Raw genomic sequence first — 24038 nt, 5'->3', positions numbered from 1 at the left:
ACCCCGAAACCGTCGGGCTTCAGGGTTTTCCGCTTATCGCGTATCAACCGCCTTGGCGGTTTTGCAAAAATCAAGCCAGTGCTTTTACTTTTGCAGACAGACGGCTTTTGTGGCGAGCCGCTTTGTTTTTATGAAACACGCCTTTGTCGGCGATGCGGTCGATGACTTTGACGGACTCTTGGTAAACCGCTTGTGCGGCAGCTTTATCGCCTGCTTCGACTGCTTTCAATACTTTTTTCACTGCGGTGCGGAATGCGGTACGCAGGCTAGCGTTGTGGGCGCGTTGTTTGACGGACTGGCGGGCACGTTTGCGTGCTTGTGCGCTGTTTGCCATATTTGGAATCTCCTGAAAGAAAAATAAATTCTGTAAACGCGCAATTTTAAAGGGGGTTTACATTATATGCAAGCCTTTTTTCTCTATCCGCCCGTCGGACACCCTGACGGCGCAAAAAAACGGCAAAATCGGGCGGCCGTTTCCCCCCTCCTTTTGGAAACAGGGTAATTTTTTAGGAAAATCAGGCCAATATCGCTTTGAGTTTGCACAAATTTACTTTACAATGCCCAAACCTTGCGCCGGGGTGTTTATGGGGCGCGGGGTTTTCTTTTTTTTCCAACCTCTTTCATCAGGAATCTGCCCGTATGAAAAAATCCGTATTAGCCGTTTTGGCCGCGCTGTCTCTGGCAGCCTGCGGCGGCAGCGAAAAAAACGCCGTGCAGCCTCAAGCAGGCAGCGCACCTGCTGCCAATGCCGAAGCCGCTGCCACCGATACTCTGAACATCTACAACTGGTCGAACTATGTTGACGAGAGTACGGTCGAAGACTTTAAAAAAGCCAACAATCTGAAGCTGACTTACGACTTGTACGAAAACAACGAAACGCTGGAAGCCAAAATGCTGACCGGCAAATCCGGTTACGATTTGGTTGTGCCGGGCATCGCCTTCCTGCCGCGCCAAATCGAGGCGGGCGCGTATCAAAAAGTCAACAAAGACCTGATTCCCAACTATAAAAACATCGATCCCGAACTCTTGAAAATGCTGGAAGCCGCCGACCCGGGCAACCAGTATGCCGTCCCCTATTTCTCCGGCGTGAACACGGTTGCGATTACGGCGAAGGGCAAAGAGCTTTTGGGCGGCAAGCTGCCCGAAAACGGCTGGGATTTGCTGTTCAAACCCGAATACACCCGCAAGCTGAAATCCTGCGGCATCGCCTTGTGGGACACCCCCAGCGAAATGTTCCCGATTTTGCTGAACTACTTGGGCAAAGACCCCAAAGGTTCGAATCCTGAAGATTTGAAGGCGGCGGCGGAAGTGTTGAAGTCTATCCGTCCGGACGTCAAACGTTTCAGCCCGTCCATCATCGACGAGCTGGCGCGCGGCGACATCTGCCTGGCGGCAGGCAACGGCGGCGATTTGAACTTGGCGAAAGCGCGTTCCGAAGAAGTGAAAAACAACGTCGGCATCGAAGTGCTGACACCGAAAGGTATGGGCTTCTGGATTGAGTCTTGGCTGATTCCCGCCGATGCGAAAAACGTCGCCAACGCCCACAAATACATCAACTACACGCTCGACCCCGAAATCGCGGCGAAAAACGGCATCGCCGTAACCTTCGCCCCCGCCAGCAAACCGGCGCGCGAAAAAATGCCTGCCGAGTTGGTGAACACCCGTTCCATCTTCCCGAACGAGCAGGATATGAAAGACGGTTTCGTCATGCCGCAAATGAGCACGGATGCGAAAAAACTGTCGGTCAGCCTGTGGCAGAAAATCAAAGTCGGCACCAACTGATTCGAAGCATTAAAAATGCCGTCCGAACGATGTTCGGACGGCATTTTATATTGGATGGAAATAGAAATATTTATACCGTCGCCCCCACGGCCGGGATTTCAGATTGCGGACATTTATAGCGGATTAACAAAAACCGGTACGGCGTTGCCTCGCCTTAGCTCAAAGAGAACGATTCTCTAAGGTGCTGAAGCACCAAGTGAATCGGTTCCGTACTATTTGTACTGTCTGCGGCTTCCTCGCCTTGTCCTGATTTTTGTTAATCCACTATATCAGGAAAGACAAAAAACCTTCCGCCGTCATTCCCGCGCAGGCGGGAATCCGATCCGTTGGGATTTTGCAACTTCAAATCAATCCGCAAACTGAAATCCCGTCATTCCCGCGCAGGCGGGAATCCGGCCCGTTGGGATTTTGCAACTTCAAATCAATCCGCAAACCGGAATCCCGTCATTCCCGCGAAAGCGGGAATCTAGAACGCATCCGCACGGAAACCCGCACCCCGTCATTCCCACGGAAGTGGGAATCTAGAATGTCAAATCTCAAGAAACCGTTTTATCCGATAAGTTCCTATGCCGACGGACCTGGATTCCCGCCTGCGCGGGAATGACGGAGGGGAACGGCGCACGGACATTTGCCGGAATCTTTTATGTTTCCATTATCATACTCTTTTCAATGCGCTATTCCAGGAAAAAGAAAATAGCTTGTGCAGGCTGCTTTTTGTTTTTCAGACGACCTGTAATTAACGGCTGCTTATCCAATCTGCTTTTCAAACTACCTGCAACCGCAAAATCTGCTGCAACCCGCTCCCTCCCCTGTGGGGGAGGGTTTGGGAGAGGGCATTTTTCAAGTTGCGGCAATCCCCCCCCCGCTCAAAAAATTCCCTAACCGCCCCAATACAAGCCTTGCGGCTTACTGCCCTCTCTCTAACTCTCTCCCACAGGGAGAGAGGACTATGATGCCCGCCGGCGGCTTGCTATTAGGAATATCTGAATCGTCATTCCCACGAAAGTGGGAATCTAGAAACCCCAACGCAGCGAGAATCTATCGGAGAAACCGAAACCCGACAGACCCGGATGCACGCCTGCGCGGGAATGACGGGTTTCGGGATTACGGTGTATCGGGAAGGATGGGAAACGGTGGGGATTGTGTAAAAAAACGCCGTCTGAAGCCTTTCAGACGGCATTTGCGGCGTTCGGACGTTTAGAACTTCATTTCCAAGCTAAATGTGTAGTTGCGGCCGGGGGCGGCATATCGGTTGTAAACGCCGACATTTTTGTGTTGGTTGACTGCGCCGGCGGCAGTTTGCCGCACATTTTCCCAAGTAACATAGCGGTGGTTGAGGAGGTTGTACACGCCCGCACGGAGGGTGAAGTGTTTTTTAACCGTGTAATAACCGGACACATCCACAATATACCAAGGGCGGGTACGGCGCGCGGTGGCTTTTGTATTGCGGCTGTTGCCGTTGAGCAAAGCCCGGCTGCCCAACAACTCTGTGATTTCCTTGGCTTTGGAATAAGTCAGCATACCGTTCACGCCCCATTTGCCTTCCGGTTGGTCATAGCCCGAGCCGACGACATAGCGCGAGGGTTGGATGGCATCAAACAGATGTGATTGGATATCGGTGCGGTCTGCGCGTTTTTTGATGTCGCGGACACGGACACGATTATAGGCAAATGTAGAATACCAACCTTCGGGCAATTTATCCCATACGCCGTTCCAATCGATTTTGCCCAAAATATTGATGCCGGTAATCCGCGCGCTTTGGGCATTGAGGTAAGCCGGGTCGCCTTTGGTTTGTTCTTTGCCGTCTTTAATTTGCACTTCATAACCCCGGACAATCAAATCGCGGTAGGCATTGTTGAACCAACTTGCCTCCAAGTTGCCGAAATCGCCTTTAAACACGATGCCGACTTCTTTGTTGAACGATTTTTCCGGATCGATTTTGACGGCTTTTATTTTATCGCCCGACCGCCAGCCGTACATTTCCGCAAACGAGGGCAGGCGGAAGCCGGTTGAAGTGCGGTAAGTCAAATCCAGCCAGTCGGCAGGTTTGAGGACGATGCCGGTGTTCCAGGACAGGGTGCGGTGCGTGCCGGTGGAAACGCTGCCGTCGTCCGAATGCGTGCTGCGGTAGTCGTAGCGCAACCCCGCGCCGACATCCGCCCACCTGCCCAAACGGACATTGTCCCGGACTGCCGCGTAATAGCTTTTGCCGTTGATGCTGCGCGGCGTGCAGTCCGTATAAGTATTGTTGCCAAAGAGGCAGATTTGCCCCGTAACCACATTTCCCCCGCCTATGCTGACCCAATAGGGTCTGTTCTTGCCGCCGTTGGGGCTGTTTTTGCCGTTTGGAGGGGGCGTTTTCGGCGAATAGGCGCGGTTGGCATGTTGATAATAATAATCCTGATGGCGGAGATTAGAGCCGAAGCGGTCGTAACCGAGATTCACGCTCAGGTTGTGGCGGATTTTGGCGGTATCGAAGGATTTTTTGAATGCCGCCTGCAAGAGCCTGTGGCTTTCCCCGTAAATCACGCGGTCGGATTTGTAGTAGGAAGACGGCTTGTCGGCACTCGGGCGGCAATATTTGTCCGAACCGTCGGCGGAACAGTGCGTCTGCTGAAAATGATTGTCCAAACCGATGCCCTGCCGGTCGTAAGAGAGGCGGGCATAATCCGCCCAAGTGTCTTTATCGGCATTGGTATAGACATATTCCAAACCGTAGCGGCTTTTGGTGTGCGTCTCGTCGTAAAACACGCCCGTACCGTATTCCGCGCCCACCTGCGCACCGTTTTCACCGTTGGTAATCAGCCCGCCGTATCGGTGGTCGCCCGCGTATTTGCCGTAGCCTCTTATCGATCCGTATTTTTTATTTTCATCAAAAACCGCCTTGGTCAGGAATGCCGGAACCGTCATATCGCGCGTGTCGAAAGTTTGCTGCGTGCGTTCGAGTATGCCGCCGATGTAGTGCCGCTTATTCTCAAAACGAAAACCCGGGCGGAACAGCCACGACCGGCTTTCGTATGAAAGCGGATCGGCGAGGAAGCGGTTGGGGCCCGTGTAGTCTCGGGTGGAAACCGTTTGACGTTCGTCTTTGTCGGCAACATCTTTTTTCGGATTCGCTTTACACTTTTCGTAATCCCTGTTTTTGCATTCTTCTTCAACGATGAAATGGGCGTATGTGCTCGCGTCATCAACCGGCGCCAGCCTGTTGAAGCTTTGAACGCCGCGTCCGGCGGCTTCGTGGGCGCGGATTTCCCCCGCGTGCCGCCCGGTGCGGATCAGCAAAGCCTCCGCACCGCCGATGCGCCCCGCCAGCGCGATGGATTGGGTAAGCCCCCGGTTTTTGCCGGAATAGGCGGTTTTACTCTGAATGCCCCACTGCCTGCCTTCCCCGATAACATCGTCGGCGGTTTTGGTTTGAAATGCGACCGAGCCCGCCAATGCGCCGCTGCCTTGTTCGACCGAGTTTGAGCCTTTGCTGATTTCGACAGCCTTGACGTTTTCATACTCGATTTCATTGATTGCGCCGCTGCTGCCCGCCGTCCTCGTCCCGCCCAATGCCGCCTGCGCGGTGTAGGACTGTATTTGCGCCAAGCCGTCCACCGTCAAGGAGACGCGGTTTTTGTCCATACCGCGTATCGAGTAGCCCGAGCTTGCGCCGCGCCCCTGTTCGACGACGGCGATGCCGGGGTCGTAACGCGTCAGGTCGCGGATGTCGAGTACCTGTTCCTTGCTGAGGGTGTCGGCGGTTTTGACCAATTTGCCCAAACCGGTTACTTCGTTATCACGGCGGGTTTTCTGTTTTTTGGCTTTTACCTGTATGGTATCCAACTGTTTTTCCTGTGCTTGTCCGGCTTGCACATTTTCTGCATAAACGGGCAGCGCGGTCATTAAAGACAGGCATAAAATATTTAATCGGAACAAATGTTGCTGTTGCATAGTGTTTCCCTACCCTTCGCTTTCAGACGGCATTTAAAGCCGATATGCCGTCTGAAGCCTTATTCTTGATTGTTCGGCAGCCGTGCTTATTGCACAAGCTTTTGGCGTTTCGCACCGAATACGACAGTTGCACTGCCTGCTGAATTTCCACTGCCGGATGAAGCTTGCGCATTTTCTTGCGCATTTTTCGTTTGTTCATTGCCCGGATAGGCAAACCATCCGCCCAACTCTTCGGCGTTAGGCCCGTAAAAACCGCCCTGCACCTTGGCTTCTGCGATGTGCGCCTTATGTGTAGCAACGGTATTGTTCGTATCCAGCGCAAAGCCGCCATCACCGGTTTTCGCCGTACCTTCAAATCCGTTGCCCTGAATCATTCCCTTAATGGTAAAGGTTGCCTCCGACCTGTTTTCAGCGGTTAACGTGCCGGTAATTCTTTTGTCTTTGAAATTCACGTCAAACTTTGCCCGATTACCATTTTCCTGATTGGAGGCTTCGCGGGTCCAACTTGTGCCGTTGGTGGCAATATGCCCGTACCAAGTGCCTAGATAAACGACGTTTTCGTCTTTTGGAATTTCTTTTTCATCGGTGCGCTCGCCTTGGAGGAACATACTTTGTGCGTCCTGTGGCGTTTGGGCGGCAGTTTGGTTACTGTTTTTGACTGCCTGCATCACGGAATTGTTGTTTTCACGTGTCAGCAGCCCGTATTTCAGATAATTGAGGTTGGAACAGCAGACTTGGACTTTATAGGTTTTTGTTCCCGCCTGCCCGCCGTTAACGCCCGCCGCACCCGAAGCGGTTTGCATGCCGACCGCGCCTGTTTGGGCTTTGGTGTCTTTTTTATCACTTTCCGGCGTGTAGGTTGTTGTGTAGGTTGTTGTGTAGGTAAAGTCTGTTCCACCGTTTTTACCTTTATCTGCCTGACTGCCCCCGCTTTCGGTGGACAGGAGCGGAATCATAATGCCGTCGACAACCAGTCGGGTAGCGTCGCTGAAGTTGTCGAGATTTTCGACTTTCTTACCGTCCGATTTCAGCTCGACCGCATCCAAAACCGTGGTCAGCTTGTCTTCAGACGACATGCCTGCCGCACCTGCGCCGCTTGAAACCGCCGGAGTATTGCCATTTTCGGCTTTGTCTTTGGTTTTCGCGCTGCCGACAACGGCAACTTTTTGATCGTCGCTCAAAAAGCGGAAACCCAATTCCTCACCCTTCGGGCCGAAAAAGCCGCCGCTCAAAGAAGACGAGTCGGAAACAAAGGGATGTTGTTTGGCTTGTCCATCGCTGGATTTATCGGTCGCCGTCGCCGTGCCGCTGAAGCGGTTTCCCCTAAGCGTCGCTTTGAGGTTGTAGTATTGCGTGGTGCGTTCATCTCTATCATTGATTACCCTGTTGTTTTTAATTAATTTTCCGTTCAGGGTTTTTTTCCCAAAATCAACCGTTATTTCCGTTGTTAATCCCCAACCTACGTGCCCGTCTTTTTTATCCTCCTCTTTCCTGACTATATAATCCAACTCCCCGGAAAAAGCACTATATCGGTCTCCGGGTCTCGCAGAAGCATTTCCTAAATCTGTAAATCTCTGATTTGCTTTCACATCAGTTAAAAAATCCCAAGTACCTTTGTACGTAACATTCCCTGAAACAGGAAGTTTTCTCGAGGGATCTTTGCCTTTATAAAAAATATAACCGTCAGGACCGTTTTTGGCTGTGATTATAGATAAACCTTTTTTTTCAATTGTATTTTGAATCCGTTTATAAAAAAAACCCGACCAAACGTATTGGAAATTATGATGGTCCTTAACCTTAGATATACCCTGCTCTCCTTTACTTGAATCTTGCAATATTTCTCCATCATTTCCAGGTAAGGCATCAATAATATTTTGTTGTTTGGAAGGGTTTTTGATATTACCATTATCCGTTTGTTCCCAATCATTTTCAGAGAGTGGTATCTTATCTTCTTTAGGATTCGCCTGCGGATACCAATTCCGCCGCTTGAAGCGCATCGCGAAACCGTATCCGCCTTGGTCTTTTCGGGCTTCCGGTTTTTTGGAAGGAACATCTTGATACTTTGGCGCGGCACGCGGGGCTTCGGTATCGACAGAATCAAGATCGAAACTGCCGCCTCCGCCCAGACAAGCGCTCAACAAAAACACAGGCAACACCATAGCAGCCTGATTCACCAATGGATTGTTCATAACAAACCCGATTCAATTAAAGAATGATAAGGATTATTATTTTATTTATTTTTAAAAAATTTGCAAATGCTTTTTTATATTTTTAGTAAATAAACCAAAATACCGTCATTCCCGCGCTGCTTTTAAAACCGCCTGCAACCGCCAAACCTGCTGCAATCCGCTCCCTCCCCTGCGCGGGGGAGGGCTGGGGAGAGGGCACTTTCCAAGTTGCGGCAACCTCTCCCAAATCCCTTAGTCTTCTAAAACACAAGCCTTGCGGCTTACTGCCCTCTCTCTAGCTTTCTCCCACAGGGAGAGAGGACGGTGCGGCTGTTGGGGTTAAGGTTTCTGTAAACTAATCAGCTTGTGCAGGCTGTTTTTTATTTTTCATACGACCTGAAATCAACGGTAAATCCAAGTTGCTTTTCAAACCGCCTGCAACCGCAAAATCTGCCGCAATCCGCTCCCTCCCCCGTGGGGGAGGGCCGGGGAGAGGGCATTCTCCGAGTTGCGGCAATCTTTCCCAAACTCCCTTAGTCTTCTAAAATACAAACCTTGCGGCTTGTTGCCCTCTCTCTAACTCTCTCCCGCAGGGAGAGAGGACGGGGTGGCTGTTGGGGTTAAGGTTTATGCAAACTAATACGGCTTGTGCAGGCTGTTTTTTATTTTTCATACGACCTGAAATCAACGGTAAATCCAAGTTGCTTTTCAAACCGCCTGCAACCGCAAAATCTGCCGCAATCCGCTCCCTCCCCCGTGGGGGAGGGCCGGGGAGAGGGCATTCTCCGAGTTGCGGCAATCTTTCCCAAACTCCCTTAGTCTTCTAAAATACAAACCTTGCGGCTTGTTGCCCTCTCTCTAACTCTCTCCCGCAGGGAGAGAGGACGGGGTGGCTGTTGGGGTTAAGGTTTATGCAAACTAATACGGCTTGCTGCCCTCTCTCTAACTCTCTCCCACGGGGAGAGAGGACTATGATGCCCACCGGCGGCTTGCTATTAGGAATATCTGAATCGTCATTCCCACGAAAGTGGGAATCTAGAACGTCAAATCTCAAGAAACCGTTTTATCCGATAAGTTTCTGTTCCGACAGGTTCGGATTCCCGCCTGCGCGGGAATGACGAATCCATCCATACGGAAACCTGCATCCCGTCATTCCCACGAACCTACATTCCGTCATTCCCGCGAAAGTGGGAATCTAGTTTTTTTGAGTTTCAGTCATTTCCGATAAATTGCCTTAGCATTGAAGGTCCGGATTCCCGCCTTCGCGGGAATGACGGGATTTGAGATTGCGGCATTTATCGGGAGCAACAGAAGCCGCTCTGCCGTCATTCCCGCGAAAGTGGGAATCCGGTTTTTTGAGTTTCAGTCATTCCCGATAAATTGCCTTAGCATTGAAGGTCCGGATTCCCGCCTGCGCGGGAATGACGGGATTTGAGGTTTCTGTTTTTAATTTTCTGTTTTCACGGGAATGACGGTTTAGAAGTTACCCGAAACCTCAAAAAAAAGCTGTGTTTTAATATAGTGTTGATAGACGTACTTGGCCTCCATGTATTCAATCGTGGAAATCTATATCTTCGTCCTCGCCGAAATAGTCTATGCCCGATATACAATTTTGATACACAAACTTGGAAATATGGGTATCGTCGCCGGAGCGATAGAATGCGGACAGTTATATATATACGGTTTTTTTAGGGGAGCGGGCAGATGAAGGGCGGATTTTGAATTAACCCCATGCAAATTGACTTTTGCGGGCGGTTTTACCGCCCATATATTTACAAAAGCCAAATTTTTAAACATATATCCTTGATATATACACGGCGTAAACATATACTGGAAACATCTTTAAATTTTCCGAAATTTTAAACATGAGCAACTGGAAACCCGATATTCCCTATAACGATTTACCACCCCTGCCGCCAAAACAGGATATTGAAAGCAAAACCATCCTGAAACGTTGTATAGCCGCCCGTGCATCCCTTGCCCGTTTAAAGCAGGCGGCAGAATTGATACCGAATCAAGCCATGCTGATTAACACCCTTCCTGTTATGGAAGCCCGTGCAAGTTCGGAAATTGAAAACATCGTAACCACCACGGACAAGCTGTTTCAATCCCTGCAAATGGATACGGAACGGCAAGACCCTGCCACGAAAGAAGCCCTGCAATACCGCACCGCCCTGTTTGCAGGCTATGAATCACTGGCGAGCCGCCCTTTATGCACACAAACCGCCATCATGGTCTGCAACGCCATCAAGCACCCCTACGAAACGGCCATCCGCAAAACAGGCGGCACAGCCCTAAAAGGAGGTAACAGCGGAAATGTTGTCTATACCCCGCCCGAAGGAGAAGAAACCATACGCGGCAAGCTGGCAAATTGGGAGCGGTTTATTCACGAAAGCGGCGATTTAGACCCGCTTGTCATCATGGCGGCGGCACATTACCAATTTGAAGCCATCCACCCGTTTACGGACGGCAACGGGCGGACGGGACGCATATTGAACAGCCTGCTATTGATTGAAAAAGGGCTTTTGGATTTGCCTATTTTGTATTTGAGCCGCTACATCATCGAAAACAGGGCGGACTATTACCGCCTGCTTTTAGGCGTAACCGAACGGCAGGATTGGGAAAGCTGGATAATCTACATCTTAGACGGCGTAGCCGACACCGCCGATTGGACGGTATCGAAAATAGATGCGATACGCTGCCTGTTCGAGCAGACACGTCAACACATACGGACACACGCACAAGGAATCTACACGCACGAACTGGTAAATCTTCTGTTTGAGCAGCCATATACACGCATTGCCAACCTAGAAGCGGCAGGGATAGCCAAACGGCAGACGGCCTCTAAGTACCTGAAAGAGCTTTCAGGCATAGGTGTGCTGCAAGAAATCGCCATCGGCAGGGACAAACTATTCATTCATCCGCGCCTAATGGAACTATTGCGGGGAGAGGGCAACAGCTTTACTTCATTCTAACCCCCTCTTCATCCCTACATGACTAACACGAAACAGGGATTTTGACACCCGAACCGGTACCCCTTGTATTTTCCCCGCGAAAAGCCGGCATCCGCCCGCGCATCATGGGAGCAACAAAACCCCTGCCTAAAATTTTGACTTGTGCAAATTAGGGGTATATTTGGGGGGGTATATTGAAAAATGGCTAAAATAAAATGTTTAATAAACAAAATGTTGAAACTTAATTTCGATAGAGCCTCTGCATATCGTATTGAGGCGTTAATGGAATTTGAGAAAGCTATTTTTAAATAAGAAAAGGTAACTATTAAATAGCTACCTTTCTAAAATTAAATATCAACACATCGTTAAAACACAGCCAAAAAAAACCGAAACCGAACGGTCCGGATTCCCGCCTGCGCGGGAATGACGGATTTCAAGATTACGGTATTGTCGGGGATGATGGGAAACGGTGGGAATTGTGTAAAAAATGCCGTCTGAAGCCTTTCAGGCGGCATTTGCGGCATTCGGACATTTAAAAATCCCGTCATTCCCGCGCAGGAGGGAATCCGAATACATCCGCACAGAAACCTGCATCCCGTCATTCCCGCGAAAGCGGGAATCTAGAACGTAAAATCTAAAGAAACCGTTTTATCCGACAAGTTTCCGCACCGACAGGTCTAGATTCCCACTTTCGCGGGAATGACGGGATTTTAGGTCTCTGTAATCTCGGGCAGCTTTCCGTTATCGTTTTAACCCAAAGACACCATTTCAATCTGCTCCATCGTCCTGCCCAGAAAACGCTCGCCGATGGTTCTGAATTTCAAAGGAATATCGCTGACGTAAAAACGGTAGTCGGGATTGTTGTTGCCGGTATCGAGCAATCCTTCCTGTGCAAGGACGCGTGCGGTTTCTTCGGCCGTCGTAATCGCGGAATCGACCAGCGCGACATTGTGCGCCTCCCTGCCGATTAAGGGCTTGAGCAAGGGAAAGTGCGTGCAGCCCAACACCAGCGTATCGATGCCGTCTGCAAGCAATGGTTTGAGGTATTCGCATACGGTCAGGCGGGTAACTTCGTGTTCCAACCAACCTTCCTCCACCAAAGGGACGAGCAGCGGCGCGGCCTGCGTGCGGACGAGCGTGTCGGGGTTGTCCCTGTGGATGGCGCGCGCATAAGCATTGCTGTTGACTGTCGTATTGGTGGCGATGATGCCGATTTTGTTGTTGCGCGTCGTTGCCAGCGCGGCTTTGGCGCCGGCGGAAATCACGTCCAAAACGGGCATATTGCCCGTCTTTTGACGGATTTTCCGCCCCGCAACCGCCGCAATCGTGTTGCACGCGATAACCATCGCCTTGACATCGTGTCCCAATAAAAAATCGACAATCTGCATCGAGAAATTTTCGATGGTCGCCTTGGATTTCGTCCCGTAAGGCACGCGCGCCGTGTCGCCGAAATAAATGATGTTCTCCATCGGCAGCCGTTCCATCAGCGCGCGCACATTGGTCAAACCGCCGATTCCCGAGTCAAAAACGCCGATGGGCCGCTGCCTGCCGATATTTTCCATCCTTTTTCCAATCCGTCCTAAACATACAATCCGCATATTGTACACGCGCCGCTTTTTCTTGACAGCCATGCCGTCTGAAAGCAGGATGCGTATTTGGCTGTTATAATGTACGGCAATGCCGCCGCCGGGCGCACGGTTTGCCGACCGCCTGCCCCTCCGATCCGCCACATAAAAGTTGTAAAGCCCCTATGTCTGATTTTTCCCCCGTTTCCCGATTCCTTGCCGACGAAGCCGCCACACTCGATTTGGGCGCGGCGTGGTCTTCCCGTTTAAACGCACCGCTGGTCATTTACCTCGAAGGGGATTTGGGTGCGGGCAAAACCACGCTGACGCGCGGCATCCTGCGCGGATTGGGTCACCAGGGCGCAGTCAAAAGCCCGACCTACGCCATCGTCGAATCTTATCCGCTGGAACGCTTCGCCCTGCACCATTTCGACCTCTACCGCTTCTCGTTCCCCGAAGAATGGGAAGACGCGGGGCTTGACGAGCTGTTTGCCGCAAACAGCGTCTGCCTGATCGAATGGCCGCAACAGGGAGGCGAATTTACCCCGCCTGCCGACATCACCGCAACATTGACACACGGCGGCGGCGGCAGAAAATGCCTGCTGACCGCCCATACCGAACGAGGACGCGAAAGCCTGCCGCTATGACCAAACTGACACGAAGACAAATCATCCGCCGCACCGCCGGCACACTGTTCGCCCTGAGCCCCATCGCATCCGCCGTTGCCAAAACGGTACGCGCCCCGCAGTTTACCGCCGCACGGATATGGCCGTCGCACACCTACACCCGCCTGACGCTGGAAAGCACCGCCGCGCTCAAATACCAGCACTTCGCGCTCGACAACCCGGGCAGGTTGGTCGTCGATATACAAAACGCAAACATCAATACCGTATTGCACGGGCTTTCCCAAAAAGTTATGGCGGACGACCCCTTTATCCGCAGCATACGCGCGGGTCAGAACACGCCGACCACCGTCCGCCTCGTCATCGACCTGAAACAGCCCACCCACGCACAAGTCTTCGCGCTTCCGCCCGTCGGCGGCTTTAAGGACCGCCTCGTCGTCGACCTCTATCCGCACGGGATGGATGCCGACGATCCGATGATGGCGCTGCTCAACGGCAGCCTGAACAAAACCCTGCGCGGCTCTCCGGAAGCCGACCCCGCCCAAAACACCACGCCCCGACCCGGGCGAGGCAAAAACGGGCGCAGACCCGTCATCATGCTCGATCCGGGACACGGCGGTGAAGACCCCGGCGCCGTCAGCCCGGGCGGTTTGCAGGAAAAACACGTCGTCCTCTCCATCGCCCGCGAAACCAAAAAACAATTGGAAGCCTTGGGTTACAACGTCTTTATGACGCGCAACGAAGACGTGTTCATCCCATTGGGCGTGCGTGTCGCCAAAGGGCGCGCACGGCGGGCGGACGTATTCGTCTCCATCCACGCCGACGCTTTCACCAGCCCCTCCGCGCGCGGAACGGGGGTTTATATGCTGAACACCAAAGGCGCGACCAGCTCTGCCGCCAAATTCTTGGAACAAACCCAAAATAATGCCGACGCGGTCGGCGGCGTACCGACCAGCGGCAACCGCAACGTCGATACCGCCCTGCTCGACATGACGCAAACCGCCACACTGCGCGACAGCCGCAAACTCGGCAAACTGGTGCTTGAAGAATTGGGCAGGCTCAACCATCTGCACAAAGGCAGGGTGGACGAAGCCAATTTCGCCGTATTGCGCGCACCCGATATGCCGTCTATCCTGGTCGAAACCGCCTTCCTGTCCAATCCTGCCGAAGAGAAGCTGCTGGGCAGCGAATCCTTCCGTCGGCAGTGCGCCCAATCCATTGCCTCGGGTGTCCAACGCTACATCAACACATCCGTATTGAAGCGGGGTTGATTGAAAAGGCGGTGTTTCAAAATATAGTTGTCGGATGAAGGCAGGCATAAACCTACTTCCGCCCCAAACCGCGTTTTTATGATGAAAGGTATGGATAAATTGAGATACCAACGGGATTTTTTAAATATCCGCCCCATTTTTACAGCCGGCGAACAAGAATACCTGACCGAATTGTCCGATCGGCTTCCTTTATCTGTTTTAACGGACTCCGTGCGTAATATTGAAGAAATCGGTATCGATTTTGTGTACAGTTCTGCCAAATTGGAAGGAAACACTTATAATCAATACGATACGCAGGCATTGCTTAAACTCGGGCAAACCGCAGGCGGGAAGTTATATTCGGATGCCGTAATGTTAATCAACCTGAGGGAAAGTTACCGGCACCTGCTGTCCGGTTTGGACAGCCCCAAGCCGTTTGACTGGTTGGATTTCTTAAAAACCACCCACAGCCTGATTTCGGAAAACTTACTGGAAAAAGACTCCGGCGGCGTAGTCCGCCGCGACAGCGTTACTATAAGCGGGACAGACTACACCCCTTTATCCAACCCGCAAAGTTTGGATACGGAATTGAAATGGTTGCTTCAAGAAGCCCCCAAAATAGAAAATCCTTTCGACCGCGCCGTTTATCTCCATAATAATTTGGCGTATCTCCGATATTTTAAGGACTGCAATAAACGTACTGCCAGAAACTGTATGACCTTGTCGCTGATGCGCTCCGGTTTTTTTCCTTGCGTATTCTCCCCCGACAGTTATCCCGCCTATGCCGAGGCTGTCGTAGCCTATTACGAAACCGGCGATTACGGTTTATTCAAGAAATATTTTATTTCGGCATACGAAAATACCGTAAATAAGTACGGTCCCCAGCCTGATGTGGATATTTTCCGAAATTTCTCCATTTAAAAAGCCGTCTGAACATTTTTCAGACGGCTTTTTTGTACACTTTCCTCAACGGTTCGATCCCTGCACCATATCGATCAGGAACAGGCGGCAGTCGAGGTTGCCGTTATAAAGCGGGATTTTCCGCTTGGGCAGCAGGCGCATGAATTTGGGCATTTCCCTGTCGCCGGTAAACATGCCGACCCGCCAGCCGGCATAGTGTTTTTTCAACCACGTCCCCAACTGCGGATAAAGTGCCTGCAAAGCGCGGACTTCCTCAAGGCGCACGCCGTAGGGCGGATTGGACACCATGATGCCGTTTTCGCCGTTCGGACGGACGGACTGCGCGCCGGCAACGCTGAAGGAAACGATGTCGTCCGCTCCGGCATTGTGTGCGTTGTCCAATGCCGTCTGAACGATGCGGCGGCCGTTGTCGCTGCCTGCAATCGGGGCGCGGACGGGGCGGGTTTGCGCTTCGGCGCGGCGGCGCAAATCCGCCCACAGCGTTTTATCGAAATTTTGCAGTTTTTCAAAACCGAAGCGGCGCATCATACCCGGCGCGCGGCCGGCGGCAATCCAAGCGGCTTCGATAGCAATCGTGCCGCTGCCGCAAAACGGGTCTTGAAACGGCTGCGTACCGTCGTAGCCTGCCGAGAGCAGCAGCCCGGCGGCAAGGTTTTCGCGCAGCGGGGCTTCGCCGGTATCCAGGCGGTAGCCGCGTTTGAACAGGGCTTCGCCCGAAGTGTCGATGAAGATTTCGACATTGCGTTCGTCCAAAAAGGCGTGGATGCGGACATCGGGCGCGGCTTTGTCCACGCTCGGACGTGCGTCGTAAATGTCGCGGAAAGCGTCGCAGACGGCATCTTTGACGGTCAGGCCGGCAAATTGGAGGCTTTTGACGTTGGCGCGTTTTGCCTCGATTTTGACTTTGAACGTCTGCTGCAAGGTAAACCAGTTGAACCAGTTGATGTTTTTGGCAAGTTTGTAGATGTCGCGCTCGGTGCGGTATGTGCCTTTGGTCAGGCGCAGCAGGATGCGGCCGGCGGTGCGCGAGTGCAGGTTGGCGGCGTAGGCCTGTTCCAATCCGCCCCGGCAGGAAACGCCGCCGTCAAACGCCCGAACCTCGGTACAGCCGAGGCTTCCGAGTTCTTGAGATAAAACGGTTTCCAAGCCGCGCGGGCAGGTGGCGAAAAGTGTATATAAAGTATTCATAGCGTGTCCTTTCCGGACGGATGTTCCGGCAATGGCGGATTGAAAGGTTTATTCGGCGGTAAATGCCGTCTGAAATGTCCGGCTGCCGATTGTAATGTCCGCCGTAAAATCGCGCCTGCCTTCGACACAGACGGGCAGGCGGATGCGTGCTGCCTGCCAATTCCCCGACGGTTGCCGCTCGAACATATAGCGGTTGAAACCCATATCCATATTTTTCATACTGAAGCTGATGCTGACCTGTTCCGTGCCGGCGGGCGCGTGTTCGATATAAATATCAAACGGTTTTTTGGTTGAAACGGCGGCGGCGCGGACACGGCTTCCGTCCGGCAGCGTGCAACCCTCGGTCAAATCGCATTGCGCCGCCACGGCTTGCGGCTGCTGCGCCTGCCACCATTGCAACAAAACGAGCTTGAAGGCGGCAAAGGCAGTCAGCAGCAGTACGGCAAGCAGTAATTTGCGGTTTTTATTCATGATTCTTCCCTATTGTTTCATCCCTTACCACCGCGTGCGCCCCCAATCCGAGCCATAGTTTTCCATAACGTGCAACCGTCTGTCCGTTTGCTGCAAGTACGAGCGGCACGGATACGCCCTGCCGCAGGGCTTCTGCCGCCTCTTGTACCTGAACATCATCGCACACGCGCCACACGGCCACATCTGCGCCCTTTTCCTGCGCCTGCCGCCATTGTTCGCGGGCCTGCACCATCATCCACACGCTGCCGGCGTGTTCGGACCTGTCCTGCCATTGTGCCGCCTCCATCAAAACGTTCGCACCGCTTCCCCCTGCCGAACCCAAAGGCAGGACGCGGTACGCGCCCATACTGTTTTCGCCGTACAAACCTGTTTTCAGGCTGCCGTACAAACGGCGCGGGACGGACAGCGAACGCAAAAGCGCACCGTTGGCAGGCAGCATGGGGGCAACGGTAAAATCACCCGCCTTCTGCCAAGACCATTCCTGCCCTTCGCGCGATTGCGGTCCGCCCTCCCATTGATCGGGGTTTACCCATAAGAATTTCAGGCAGACGCGGGCGTGTTCGTAGGAATGGATTTTGGTCAGCCAAGGCGTGGCGGCGAGGATGCGGATGCCGAGTTCTTCTCCAAACTCGCGTTGCAGGGCTTGGAAGTCGGTTTCGCCCGCCTCGACCTTGCCGCCGGCAAATTCCCAATATCCGGCATAGGGCTTGCCTTCGGGGCGCGAGCCGAGCAGGTAATTGCCGTCTGAATCGAGCAGGATGCCGGCAACGACGCGGATAAGGGGGCGGGTATCTTGGATCATGGCGGGTATGCGGTTGGTCGGTCGGAATGCAAATGAGGGAAGGGCAATGCCGTCAACGGGTTTGCCGAATTTCAGACGGCATTATTTTTCGGCAACGGCAAACGCCAACACGGTATCGCCTTCGTCCGCCATACTCAGGCTGACGCGGCTGATGCCTTGTTCTTCCAGCCATTCGGACAGGGCGGGGCCGTAGAAAAATTCGGGCTTGCCCAATGCGTCGTGCCCGATGCCGATGTTGCGGAAGGAAACCGCGCCTCGTATGCCCGTGCCGACGGCTTTGGCGAAGGCTTCTTTGGCGGCAAAGCGTTTGGCAAGGTAGTTGACGGGTTTGCCCGCCTGCGGAAATTCAAGCAGCTCTTCGGGAGTGAGTATGCGCCCTGCAAACGCCTGTCCGAATTTTTTGTTTAAGCGGATGATGCGCTTGAGGGAAACGATGTCTGTACCGATGCCGTAAATCATATTTGCGCTCCTTTTTCGTGAAATGCCGTCTGAAACGGTTTGCCTGCCCTTACGGCAGCAGCCTTGCCCTGAACATCGCCTCCTTCATCTGGCGCACGGCTTCGGGAAGTCCGAGGAAGAGGGCTTGGGCAATCAGCGAATGCCCGATGTTCAGTTCGCGGATGGCGAGGATTTGGGCGACGGGGGTAACGTTGTGTATGGTCAGTCCGTGTCCGGCGTTGACGACCAGGCCCAAATCGCCGGCGAAATGCGCGCCGTTTTGCAGACGCTCGAACTGCCTGATTTGTTCGGCGTGGCTGCGTGCATCGGCGTATGCGCCGGTGTGCAGCTCGACAACGGGCGCGCCGACATCATAGGCGGCTTGGATTTGCCTGTCGTCGGCATCGATAAACAAGGACACGCGTATGCCCGCGTCGGTCAGGATTTTGGTGAACCCGGCAATTTTTTCTTGTTGCGCCAATACGTCCAAACCGCCTTCGGTCGTGATTTCCTGCCGTTTTTCAGGCACGATGCACACGTCTTCCGGCATCACTTTAAGCGCGTTTTCGAGCATTTCTTCCGTCAACGCCATTTCAAGGTTCAGGCGCGTGCGGATGGCGTTTTTGACGGCAAATACATCCGCGTCTTTGATGTGGCGGCGGTCTTCGCGCAGGTGCATGGTAATCAGGTCTGCACCGTGCGTTTCGGCAACCAGTGCCGCCTCCACGGGGCTGGGATAAGTCGTGCCGCGCGCGTTGCGGACGGTGGCGATGTGGTCGATGTTGACACCCAGAAGCATAATGTTTCCTTTTCTCTTCGTTTTCCTGTTTGACGGCATGGTGCGGGCGCAGCTACGCGGTATTGCGGTCGAACTGCCTTATCTGTTCCAACACCTGCCGCGATTTCAAGCCTTCGGGAAGCAGCGTGCCGATTAGCAGCCGTGTGATTTTCAATGCCTGTTGCAGGCTTTCGGCGGTGCGGAAACTGCCTTCGCGCAAATCGATCAGGCTCTGCCCTTCGACAATTGCGCCGGCTTCGTGCGAAAGCGCGCCTGTGTCCCGGCATACGGGCATGACCGCCTCTTCGGGCATCAGCCGGTAGGTTTTGTCCGCCAAAATATCGCCGCCCGTGCCGTCGGCGTGCAAATCGGGGGCAACGCCCAAGGCATTGAGCAGCTTCCATTCGAAGCGGCGCAAATCGGCAATATGGTTGGCTTCACGGCACACTGCCTCCATCACTTTTGCCAACGCGTCGTACAGTTCGGACATCGGGTCTTCGCGCGCGGTCAGTTTCAACACCAGCTCGTTCACATACAGACCGCTGAACAACGCCCTGCCCTGCGGCTGCCGCCATCCGCCCATCCATTCGGCGCGGTGCAGGGTTTTGAGTTCCTGACTGCCGTACCACGACACGCTGGCAGGGACGAACGGAACCAATACGCCGCGCAGCTCGCTCTGCCGTTTGCGCGCGCTGCGCGCCAGCAAAGCCACACGCCCGTAACGGCGGCTGAATGCTTCAACCCGCAGGCTGCTTTCGCGCCAAGGCGAAGATGCCAGCATAAAAACGGGTTCGTGGTTGACTCGGTGTTCGGACATAATGCCTGAAATGCCGTCTGAACGCTGCCGCGACTACAAAACGGCAGTCGGATACGAACCGATGACTTTGACAAACGAAGCGCGTTCGCCCAAGCGTTCCAATGCCGTCTGAATCTGCGCGTCCCGGCGGTGTCCTTCGATGTCGATGAAGAACAGGTATTCCCACAAAACGGATTTGCTCGGACGGCTCTCAAACTTGGTCATGGAAATACCCGATTCGGTCAGCGGTTGCAGCAGCGAGGCAACCGCGCCGGCGCGGTTGGGCGCGGAAACGGCCAGCGAGGTTTTGTCGCTGCCGCTTGCACCGGTTTCGTGATGTCCCATGACCAGAAAGCGCGTGGTGTTGTTCGGTTCGTCTTCGATGCACTCGGCAACCATATCGAGTCCGTAAATTTCCGCCGCCGTGCGTCCGGCGATGGCGGCAACCGTACCGTCGTCCGATTCGGCAACCAGCCTTGCGGCTTCGGCATTGCTGGACACGGCAATCCGTTCGGCGTTGGGCAGACGCCTGCCCAACCAGTCGTTGCACTGCGCCAACGCCTGCGCGTGCGAAAATACTTTGGCGATACCCTCGGTGCTGCCGTTGTTTTTGCGCAACAGGTTGTGGTGGATGCGCAAAACGACTTCGCCGCACGCCTGCAACGCGGTAACGGCAAGCAAATCCAATGTGCGCCCGACCGAGCCTTCGGTCGAGTTTTCCACGGGCGCGACCAGATAATCCGCCTGACGGGTTTCAACCTGTTTGAAGCAGTCGTCTATGGTCGGACACGCCATTGTATGCGCGGCATGACCGAAATGCTTAATCGCCGCCTGCTGGGTAAACGTGCCCTGCGGCCCCAGATAGACAATGGTCAGCGGACGTTCGACGGCGAGGCACTCGCTCATCACTTCCCGAAACAGGCGTGCTACCGATTCGTCGGGCAGCGGGCCTTTGTTCAAATCCTGAATGCGGCGCAACACGGCAACCTCGCGTTCGGGGCGGTACACCGCGCCCGTGCCTTTCAGCTCGCCGATGGCGTGGGCATGTTGCGCGCGTTCGTTGAGCAGGCGCAGGATTTCGGCATCGATGGTGTCGATGGCGTTGCGGTGCGGGATGAGGAGTTCGTCGATAGTTTGGGACATAATTTCGCCTGAACGGTAATTTGCCGTGCATTCTAACATCAAATGCCGTCTGAAGCGGTTTCAGACGGCATTTTCCGTTAAAGGTATTCGCTTTGCCCGTTTTCTTTCCACGCACGATGCGAGCAGAGCCACAAAAGCGCAATGCCGCAAGAGGCGGACGCGGTCATGGTTGCCGCCATCACGGTTGCCGAACCGTCGTGCAGGACGGTTGCCGCCATGCCCACGCCCGCGCCGATTAAGGACCGGAATACACCCAACACGGCGTTCGCGCTGCCGCCCTCTTCTTTGAAATAAGACATAAAGCATGCCTGCGTGTCCGCACCGACCAGGCCCTGCGTACCGACGGAAAACATCACGCACGCAACCGGCAGCCAAAACGGGGGCAACCCGAAAAACAGCACGGCGGCGAGTTGGGACGGGTTGGCGGCAAATTGGACGACAATCCCCCGCAGCAGGATGCTTTGCGGATGCGCGCCGGTTTTAAGCCGCCACGCGGTAACGCGGCTGAAAAACATCATCGTGATGATGTTGAGTGCAAACACCCATGCGTACCGGTGCGGCGTAACGTGGTAGAGCTGCCGGTACACGAAGGAAGATTCGGTCAGAAAGGCGAACATCGAACCGAAGCTGAATGCCTGAAAAAACAGATAACCCATCGCGGCACGGGTTTTCAATACGCGCTTGAACCGCCCCGCCACCAGCCCGAACACATCCCTGCCGATTTTGCCGCCGACGGCGGGATTGGGCAGGAAATACTGTACCAAACCGGGCAGCACCGGCGAATACGCCGCCAAGAAAACGAAAATCGCCCGCCATCCGCCCAATCCCTGCAACAATGCGCCGACCATGGGTCCGGCCAGCGGCACAACCATCAGAATGATGCCGATAAGGGCAAACATCTGCGCGGCTTTGCGTCCGGAATAATAATCGCGCACCATCGCACCGACGATGACTACAGCCATGCCTGCGCCGAACGCCTGTACCGCACGCAGGTTAAGGAGCTGTTCGGTACTCGAAGCAAATACGATGGCGGCAACGGCAAGGCAATATACAATCAAACCGGTCAGGGCGACGGGTTTGCGCCCTTTGATGTCGGACACCGCGCCGCCGGCCACTTGCCCGAACGCCGTGCCGAACATAAACAAACTCAGACTCTATTCGATACGGTGGATATCCGCGTTCAGCGGCTGCGCCATTTCGGGAATCGCGGGCAGGTAGGCATCGGTGGAAAACGGCATCAGCGCGACCAGTATCGCCATCAAAACCGCCATCAGTTTTCCGCTCATCGGAGGAAGGGTCGGAGACATGGTTTTTCCGTTCAAATCAAATAAAGAAACCGTCGCAAACGACGGTCGGTACGGGCGCAAGTCTAACATATCGGACGGCGGGGCAAAACCGAAGGATATGCCGCCCGAAACCGCTTCAGACGGCATTGCCGTTTTGCGCGTCCCTGCGCGACAGCCGGCCGGCGGCGAAAGTGGCGGCGATGACGACAAACACGCCCAAGGCGGACACGGGCGATAAATGTTCGCCCAAAATCAAAACCGCCAACAGCACGCCGACGACGGGTTCGAGCGAAATCAACAGTCCCGACGCGTTGGCAGGAACACGGCTCATCCCCTTGTTCCACAGCCAATAGGCGTACCAGCCGCACCCCAAACCCAAATACAACAGCGACAATACCATCCCGACGCTCCAGTCCACGGTATAACTTTGCGCCAAAGCAAGCGAAAACGGCAGGCACATCAACGATGCGGCGGCAATGGAAACAGATGTGAATGCCGGTGCGCCGATGCGGGCAATCAGCCTTTGCGTCGGACGCATAGCGGCACAAAAGCCCGCGCCCGCCAACAACACCAGCAGGCAGCCGAACCAGCCGACTTCGCCGCCCTCTTCCGCACCGCCCGCCATCAGCAGCGCGACACCGGCAAATGCCGCCGCGCCGCATATCCAGTGGTAGGCACGCGCTTTGTCGTTGAAGAAAAAGTGTCCGACAAACACCATCAGCAGCGGCTCGAGTCCGACAATGACCGATGCGCTGGCGGCGGAAGTGTATTTCAACCCGACAAACTGAAGCAGCAGGGTCAGCACATAGTTGACGAACGACACAATCAGCAACGGCTTCCATTCCTCACGCGGAATCTTGCCGACATGACGGCGGCAGGCGGGCAGTGCAGGCAGCGCGGCAATCAGCAGGCGCACGCCGACCATCAATGCGGGATCGATGCCGCCATAGACATATTTGGCGGCAATAAACGAGCTGCTCCAGATAATCAGGGCAAGGATTTGGTAAAACATAGTGAGTGGTAAAGTCAGATGGTCATACAAAAGTATAGCGGATTAACAAAAATCAGGACAAGAAGGAATGCCCGAACCGTCATTCCCGCCACTTTTCGTCATTCCCGCGAAAGCGGGAATCTGGAATCTCGGACTTTCAGATAATCTTTGAATATTGCTGTTGTTCCAAGGTCCGGATTCCCGCCCGCGCGCAAGTTTCCGAAGCCATCCTTTTGGCCGAAGGTCAAAAATCAGCCGTTACCGAATATTACCTGAATCACGGCAAATGGCCCGCAAACAACACTTCTGCCGGCGTGGCATCCTCCGCCACCGACATCAAAGGCAAATATGTTGAAAGCGTTACGGTCACAAAAGGCGTCGTTACCGCCAAAATGAAATCAGACGGCGTAAACAAAGAAATCAAAGACAAAAAACTCTCCCTGTGGGCCAGGCGTGAAGCCGGTTCGGTAAAATGGTTCTGCGGACAGCCGGTTAAGCGCACCGGCGACAACGACGACACCGTCAAAGCCGACGGCACCGACAACGACAAAATCGAAACCAAGCACCTGCCGTCAACCTGCCGCGATGAATCATCTGCCACCTAAGGCAAATTAGGCCTTAAATTTCAAACAAATCAAGCGGTAAGTGATTTTCCACGGCCGCCCGGATCAACCCGGGCGGCTTGTCTTTTAAGGGTTTGCAAGGCGGGCGGGGTCGTCCGTTCCGGTGGAAATAATATATCGATTGCGCTTCAAGGCCCTGCATGTGCCTCATTGCCACCCGTTTAAACACGGTTTTTATCTGACAGGCGCGCAATCCGCCCCCTCATTTGCCGAACAAGCGGTCCGGACTCCCGCCCGCGCGGGAATGACGGCTGCAGATGCCCGACGGTCTTTATAGCGGATTAACAAAAATCAGGACAAGGCGGCGGGCCGCAGGCAGTACG

17 protein-coding genes and 3 pseudogenes are annotated in these 24038 nt (G+C 54.0%); 6 read left to right on the top strand and 14 right to left on the bottom strand.

The annotated features are described in order from the left end of the window. Window positions 1–70: 70 nt before the first annotated feature. Window positions 71–334 (bottom strand): 30S ribosomal protein S20, encoded by a 264-nt coding sequence (gene rpsT, locus DFR77_RS07035; protein ID WP_002212556.1) that lies wholly within the window; start codon window positions 332–334, stop codon window positions 71–73. Between the two features lie 305 nt (window positions 335–639). Between rpsT and DFR77_RS07030 the strand changes: the two genes are divergently transcribed. Then, window positions 640–1782: an extracellular solute-binding protein gene (locus DFR77_RS07030; protein WP_010361543.1), complete on the top strand. Its 1143-nt coding sequence runs from the start codon at window positions 640–642 to the stop codon at window positions 1780–1782. A gap of 1197 nt (window positions 1783–2979) precedes the next feature. On the opposite strand, the gene tbpA is transcribed toward DFR77_RS07030, so the two are convergent. The 3 genes and pseudogenes from tbpA to DFR77_RS14690 form a co-directional block, all read right to left on the bottom strand. Next, window positions 2980–5718, bottom strand: a complete 2739-nt coding sequence (tbpA, locus tag DFR77_RS07015) for a TonB-dependent transferrin-binding protein TbpA (RefSeq protein WP_113852072.1) — start codon at window positions 5716–5718, stop codon at window positions 2980–2982. An 86-nt stretch (window positions 5719–5804) separates the two neighbouring features. Continuing rightward, window positions 5805–7907 carry a transferrin-binding protein-like solute binding protein gene (locus DFR77_RS07010; protein WP_113852071.1) on the bottom strand — a complete coding sequence of 701 codons (2103 nt, stop codon included), beginning with the start codon at window positions 7905–7907 and terminating at the stop codon, window positions 5805–5807. Window positions 7908–9438: 1531 nt separating this feature from the next. Then, window positions 9439–9555, bottom strand: a pseudogene (locus tag DFR77_RS14690) (Fic family protein); the annotation flags it as partial. 196 nt (window positions 9556–9751) lie between these two features. Between DFR77_RS14690 and fic the strand changes: the two are divergent. Continuing rightward, a complete protein-coding gene (gene fic, locus DFR77_RS06990) occupies window positions 9752–10861 on the top strand; it encodes a protein adenylyltransferase Fic (RefSeq protein WP_003689382.1) in 1110 nt (369 codons plus the stop codon). A gap of 728 nt (window positions 10862–11589) precedes the next feature. Here the strand turns inward: fic and murI are convergent. Beyond that, window positions 11590–12402, bottom strand: a complete 813-nt coding sequence (gene murI / locus DFR77_RS06980) for a glutamate racemase (protein WP_003689383.1) — start codon at window positions 12400–12402, stop codon at window positions 11590–11592. Window positions 12403–12590: 188 nt separating this feature from the next. Between murI and tsaE the strand changes: the two genes are divergently transcribed. The 3 genes from tsaE (at window position 12591) to DFR77_RS06960 (ending at window position 15199) form a co-directional block, all read left to right on the top strand. Continuing rightward, window positions 12591–13052 (top strand): tRNA (adenosine(37)-N6)-threonylcarbamoyltransferase complex ATPase subunit type 1 TsaE, encoded by a 462-nt coding sequence (tsaE, locus tag DFR77_RS06970; protein ID WP_003703029.1) that lies wholly within the window; start codon window positions 12591–12593, stop codon window positions 13050–13052. Beyond that, window positions 13049–14299: an N-acetylmuramoyl-L-alanine amidase gene (locus DFR77_RS06965; RefSeq protein WP_010358909.1), complete on the top strand. Its 1251-nt coding sequence runs from the start codon at window positions 13049–13051 to the stop codon at window positions 14297–14299. The genes tsaE and DFR77_RS06965 overlap by 4 nt, the downstream gene beginning before the upstream one ends. 81 nt (window positions 14300–14380) lie before the next feature. Beyond that, window positions 14381–15199 (top strand): Fic family protein, encoded by an 819-nt coding sequence (locus tag DFR77_RS06960; protein WP_170123228.1) that lies wholly within the window; start codon window positions 14381–14383, stop codon window positions 15197–15199. Between the two features lie 45 nt (window positions 15200–15244). Here DFR77_RS06960 and DFR77_RS06955 read toward each other — a convergent pair whose 3' ends face one another. The 9 genes and pseudogenes from DFR77_RS06955 to DFR77_RS06910 form a co-directional block, all read right to left on the bottom strand. Next, entirely contained in the window at window positions 15245–16387 is a 1143-nt protein-coding gene (locus DFR77_RS06955; RefSeq protein ID WP_047926989.1) for a THUMP domain-containing class I SAM-dependent RNA methyltransferase, read from the bottom strand. 48 nt (window positions 16388–16435) lie between these two features. Then, window positions 16436–16858 carry a hypothetical protein gene (locus DFR77_RS06950; RefSeq protein ID WP_003697420.1) on the bottom strand — a complete coding sequence of 141 codons (423 nt, stop codon included), beginning with the start codon at window positions 16856–16858 and terminating at the stop codon, window positions 16436–16438. Continuing rightward, the gene (locus DFR77_RS06945) at window positions 16851–17660 is read right to left on the bottom strand and encodes an NUDIX domain-containing protein (RefSeq protein ID WP_003697422.1); all 810 of its coding nucleotides are present in this window, start codon (window positions 17658–17660) and stop codon (window positions 16851–16853) included. Before DFR77_RS06945 ends, DFR77_RS06950 begins: the two co-directional genes overlap by 8 nt. Window positions 17661–17741: 81 nt before the next feature. Beyond that, complete coding sequence (gene acpS, locus DFR77_RS06940; protein ID WP_003689390.1) at window positions 17742–18119, bottom strand: holo-ACP synthase; 378 nt, start codon at window positions 18117–18119, stop codon at window positions 17742–17744. A 49-nt stretch (window positions 18120–18168) separates the two neighbouring features. Continuing rightward, window positions 18169–18897 (bottom strand): pyridoxine 5'-phosphate synthase, encoded by a 729-nt coding sequence (pdxJ, locus tag DFR77_RS06935; RefSeq protein ID WP_010358916.1) that lies wholly within the window; start codon window positions 18895–18897, stop codon window positions 18169–18171. 52 nt (window positions 18898–18949) lie between these two features. Next, a complete protein-coding gene (gene recO / locus DFR77_RS06930; protein ID WP_003689392.1) occupies window positions 18950–19693 on the bottom strand; it encodes a DNA repair protein RecO in 744 nt (247 codons plus the stop codon). 33 nt (window positions 19694–19726) lie between these two features. Beyond that, complete coding sequence (gene pheA, locus DFR77_RS06925) at window positions 19727–20854, bottom strand: prephenate dehydratase (RefSeq protein WP_113852069.1); 1128 nt, start codon at window positions 20852–20854, stop codon at window positions 19727–19729. Between the two features lie 38 nt (window positions 20855–20892). Further along, window positions 20893–22122, bottom strand: a pseudogene (locus DFR77_RS06920) (multidrug effflux MFS transporter). Window positions 22123–22237: 115 nt separating this feature from the next. After that, the gene (locus DFR77_RS06910) at window positions 22238–23113 is read right to left on the bottom strand and encodes a DMT family transporter (protein WP_003689397.1); all 876 of its coding nucleotides are present in this window, start codon (window positions 23111–23113) and stop codon (window positions 22238–22240) included. Between the two features lie 182 nt (window positions 23114–23295). On the opposite strand from DFR77_RS06910, the pseudogene DFR77_RS06900 reads away from it, so the two are divergent. Next, window positions 23296–23697 (top strand): annotated as a pseudogene (locus DFR77_RS06900) (pilin); the annotation flags it as partial. Window positions 23698–24038 lie beyond the last annotated feature (341 nt).

The organism is Neisseria gonorrhoeae, assembly GCF_003315235.1.
GTDB lineage: Bacteria > Pseudomonadota > Gammaproteobacteria > Burkholderiales > Neisseriaceae > Neisseria > Neisseria gonorrhoeae.
This window is presented reverse-complemented; position numbering and strand designations above follow the sequence as displayed.

Coding starts and splice junctions, on each gene's coding strand:
- DFR77_RS06955 (WP_047926989.1), bottom strand. CDS start 16,387: ATGAATACTTTATATACACTTTTCGCCACCTGCCCGCGCGGCTTGGAA.
- DFR77_RS06910 (WP_003689397.1), bottom strand. CDS start 23,113: ATGTTTTACCAAATCCTTGCCCTGATTATCTGGAGCAGCTCGTTTATT.
- pdxJ (WP_010358916.1), bottom strand. CDS start 18,897: ATGCTTCTGGGTGTCAACATCGACCACATCGCCACCGTCCGCAACGCG.
- recO (WP_003689392.1), bottom strand. CDS start 19,693: ATGTCCGAACACCGAGTCAACCACGAACCCGTTTTTATGCTGGCATCT.
- DFR77_RS07030 (WP_010361543.1), top strand. CDS start 640: ATGAAAAAATCCGTATTAGCCGTTTTGGCCGCGCTGTCTCTGGCAGCC.
- fic (WP_003689382.1), top strand. CDS start 9,752: ATGAGCAACTGGAAACCCGATATTCCCTATAACGATTTACCACCCCTG.
- DFR77_RS06965 (WP_010358909.1), top strand. CDS start 13,049: ATGACCAAACTGACACGAAGACAAATCATCCGCCGCACCGCCGGCACA.
- acpS (WP_003689390.1), bottom strand. CDS start 18,119: ATGATTTACGGCATCGGTACAGACATCGTTTCCCTCAAGCGCATCATC.
- DFR77_RS06960 (WP_170123228.1), top strand. CDS start 14,381: ATGAAAGGTATGGATAAATTGAGATACCAACGGGATTTTTTAAATATC.
- murI (WP_003689383.1), bottom strand. CDS start 12,402: ATGGAAAATATCGGCAGGCAGCGGCCCATCGGCGTTTTTGACTCGGGA.
- DFR77_RS07010 (WP_113852071.1), bottom strand. CDS start 7,907: ATGAACAATCCATTGGTGAATCAGGCTGCTATGGTGTTGCCTGTGTTT.
- rpsT (WP_002212556.1), bottom strand. CDS start 334: ATGGCAAACAGCGCACAAGCACGCAAACGTGCCCGCCAGTCCGTCAAA.
- DFR77_RS06945 (WP_003697422.1), bottom strand. CDS start 17,660: ATGATCCAAGATACCCGCCCCCTTATCCGCGTCGTTGCCGGCATCCTG.
- tsaE (WP_003703029.1), top strand. CDS start 12,591: ATGTCTGATTTTTCCCCCGTTTCCCGATTCCTTGCCGACGAAGCCGCC.
- pheA (WP_113852069.1), bottom strand. CDS start 20,854: ATGTTAGAATGCACGGCAAATTACCGTTCAGGCGAAATTATGTCCCAA.
- DFR77_RS06950 (WP_003697420.1), bottom strand. CDS start 16,858: ATGAATAAAAACCGCAAATTACTGCTTGCCGTACTGCTGCTGACTGCC.
- tbpA (WP_113852072.1), bottom strand. CDS start 5,718: ATGCAACAGCAACATTTGTTCCGATTAAATATTTTATGCCTGTCTTTA.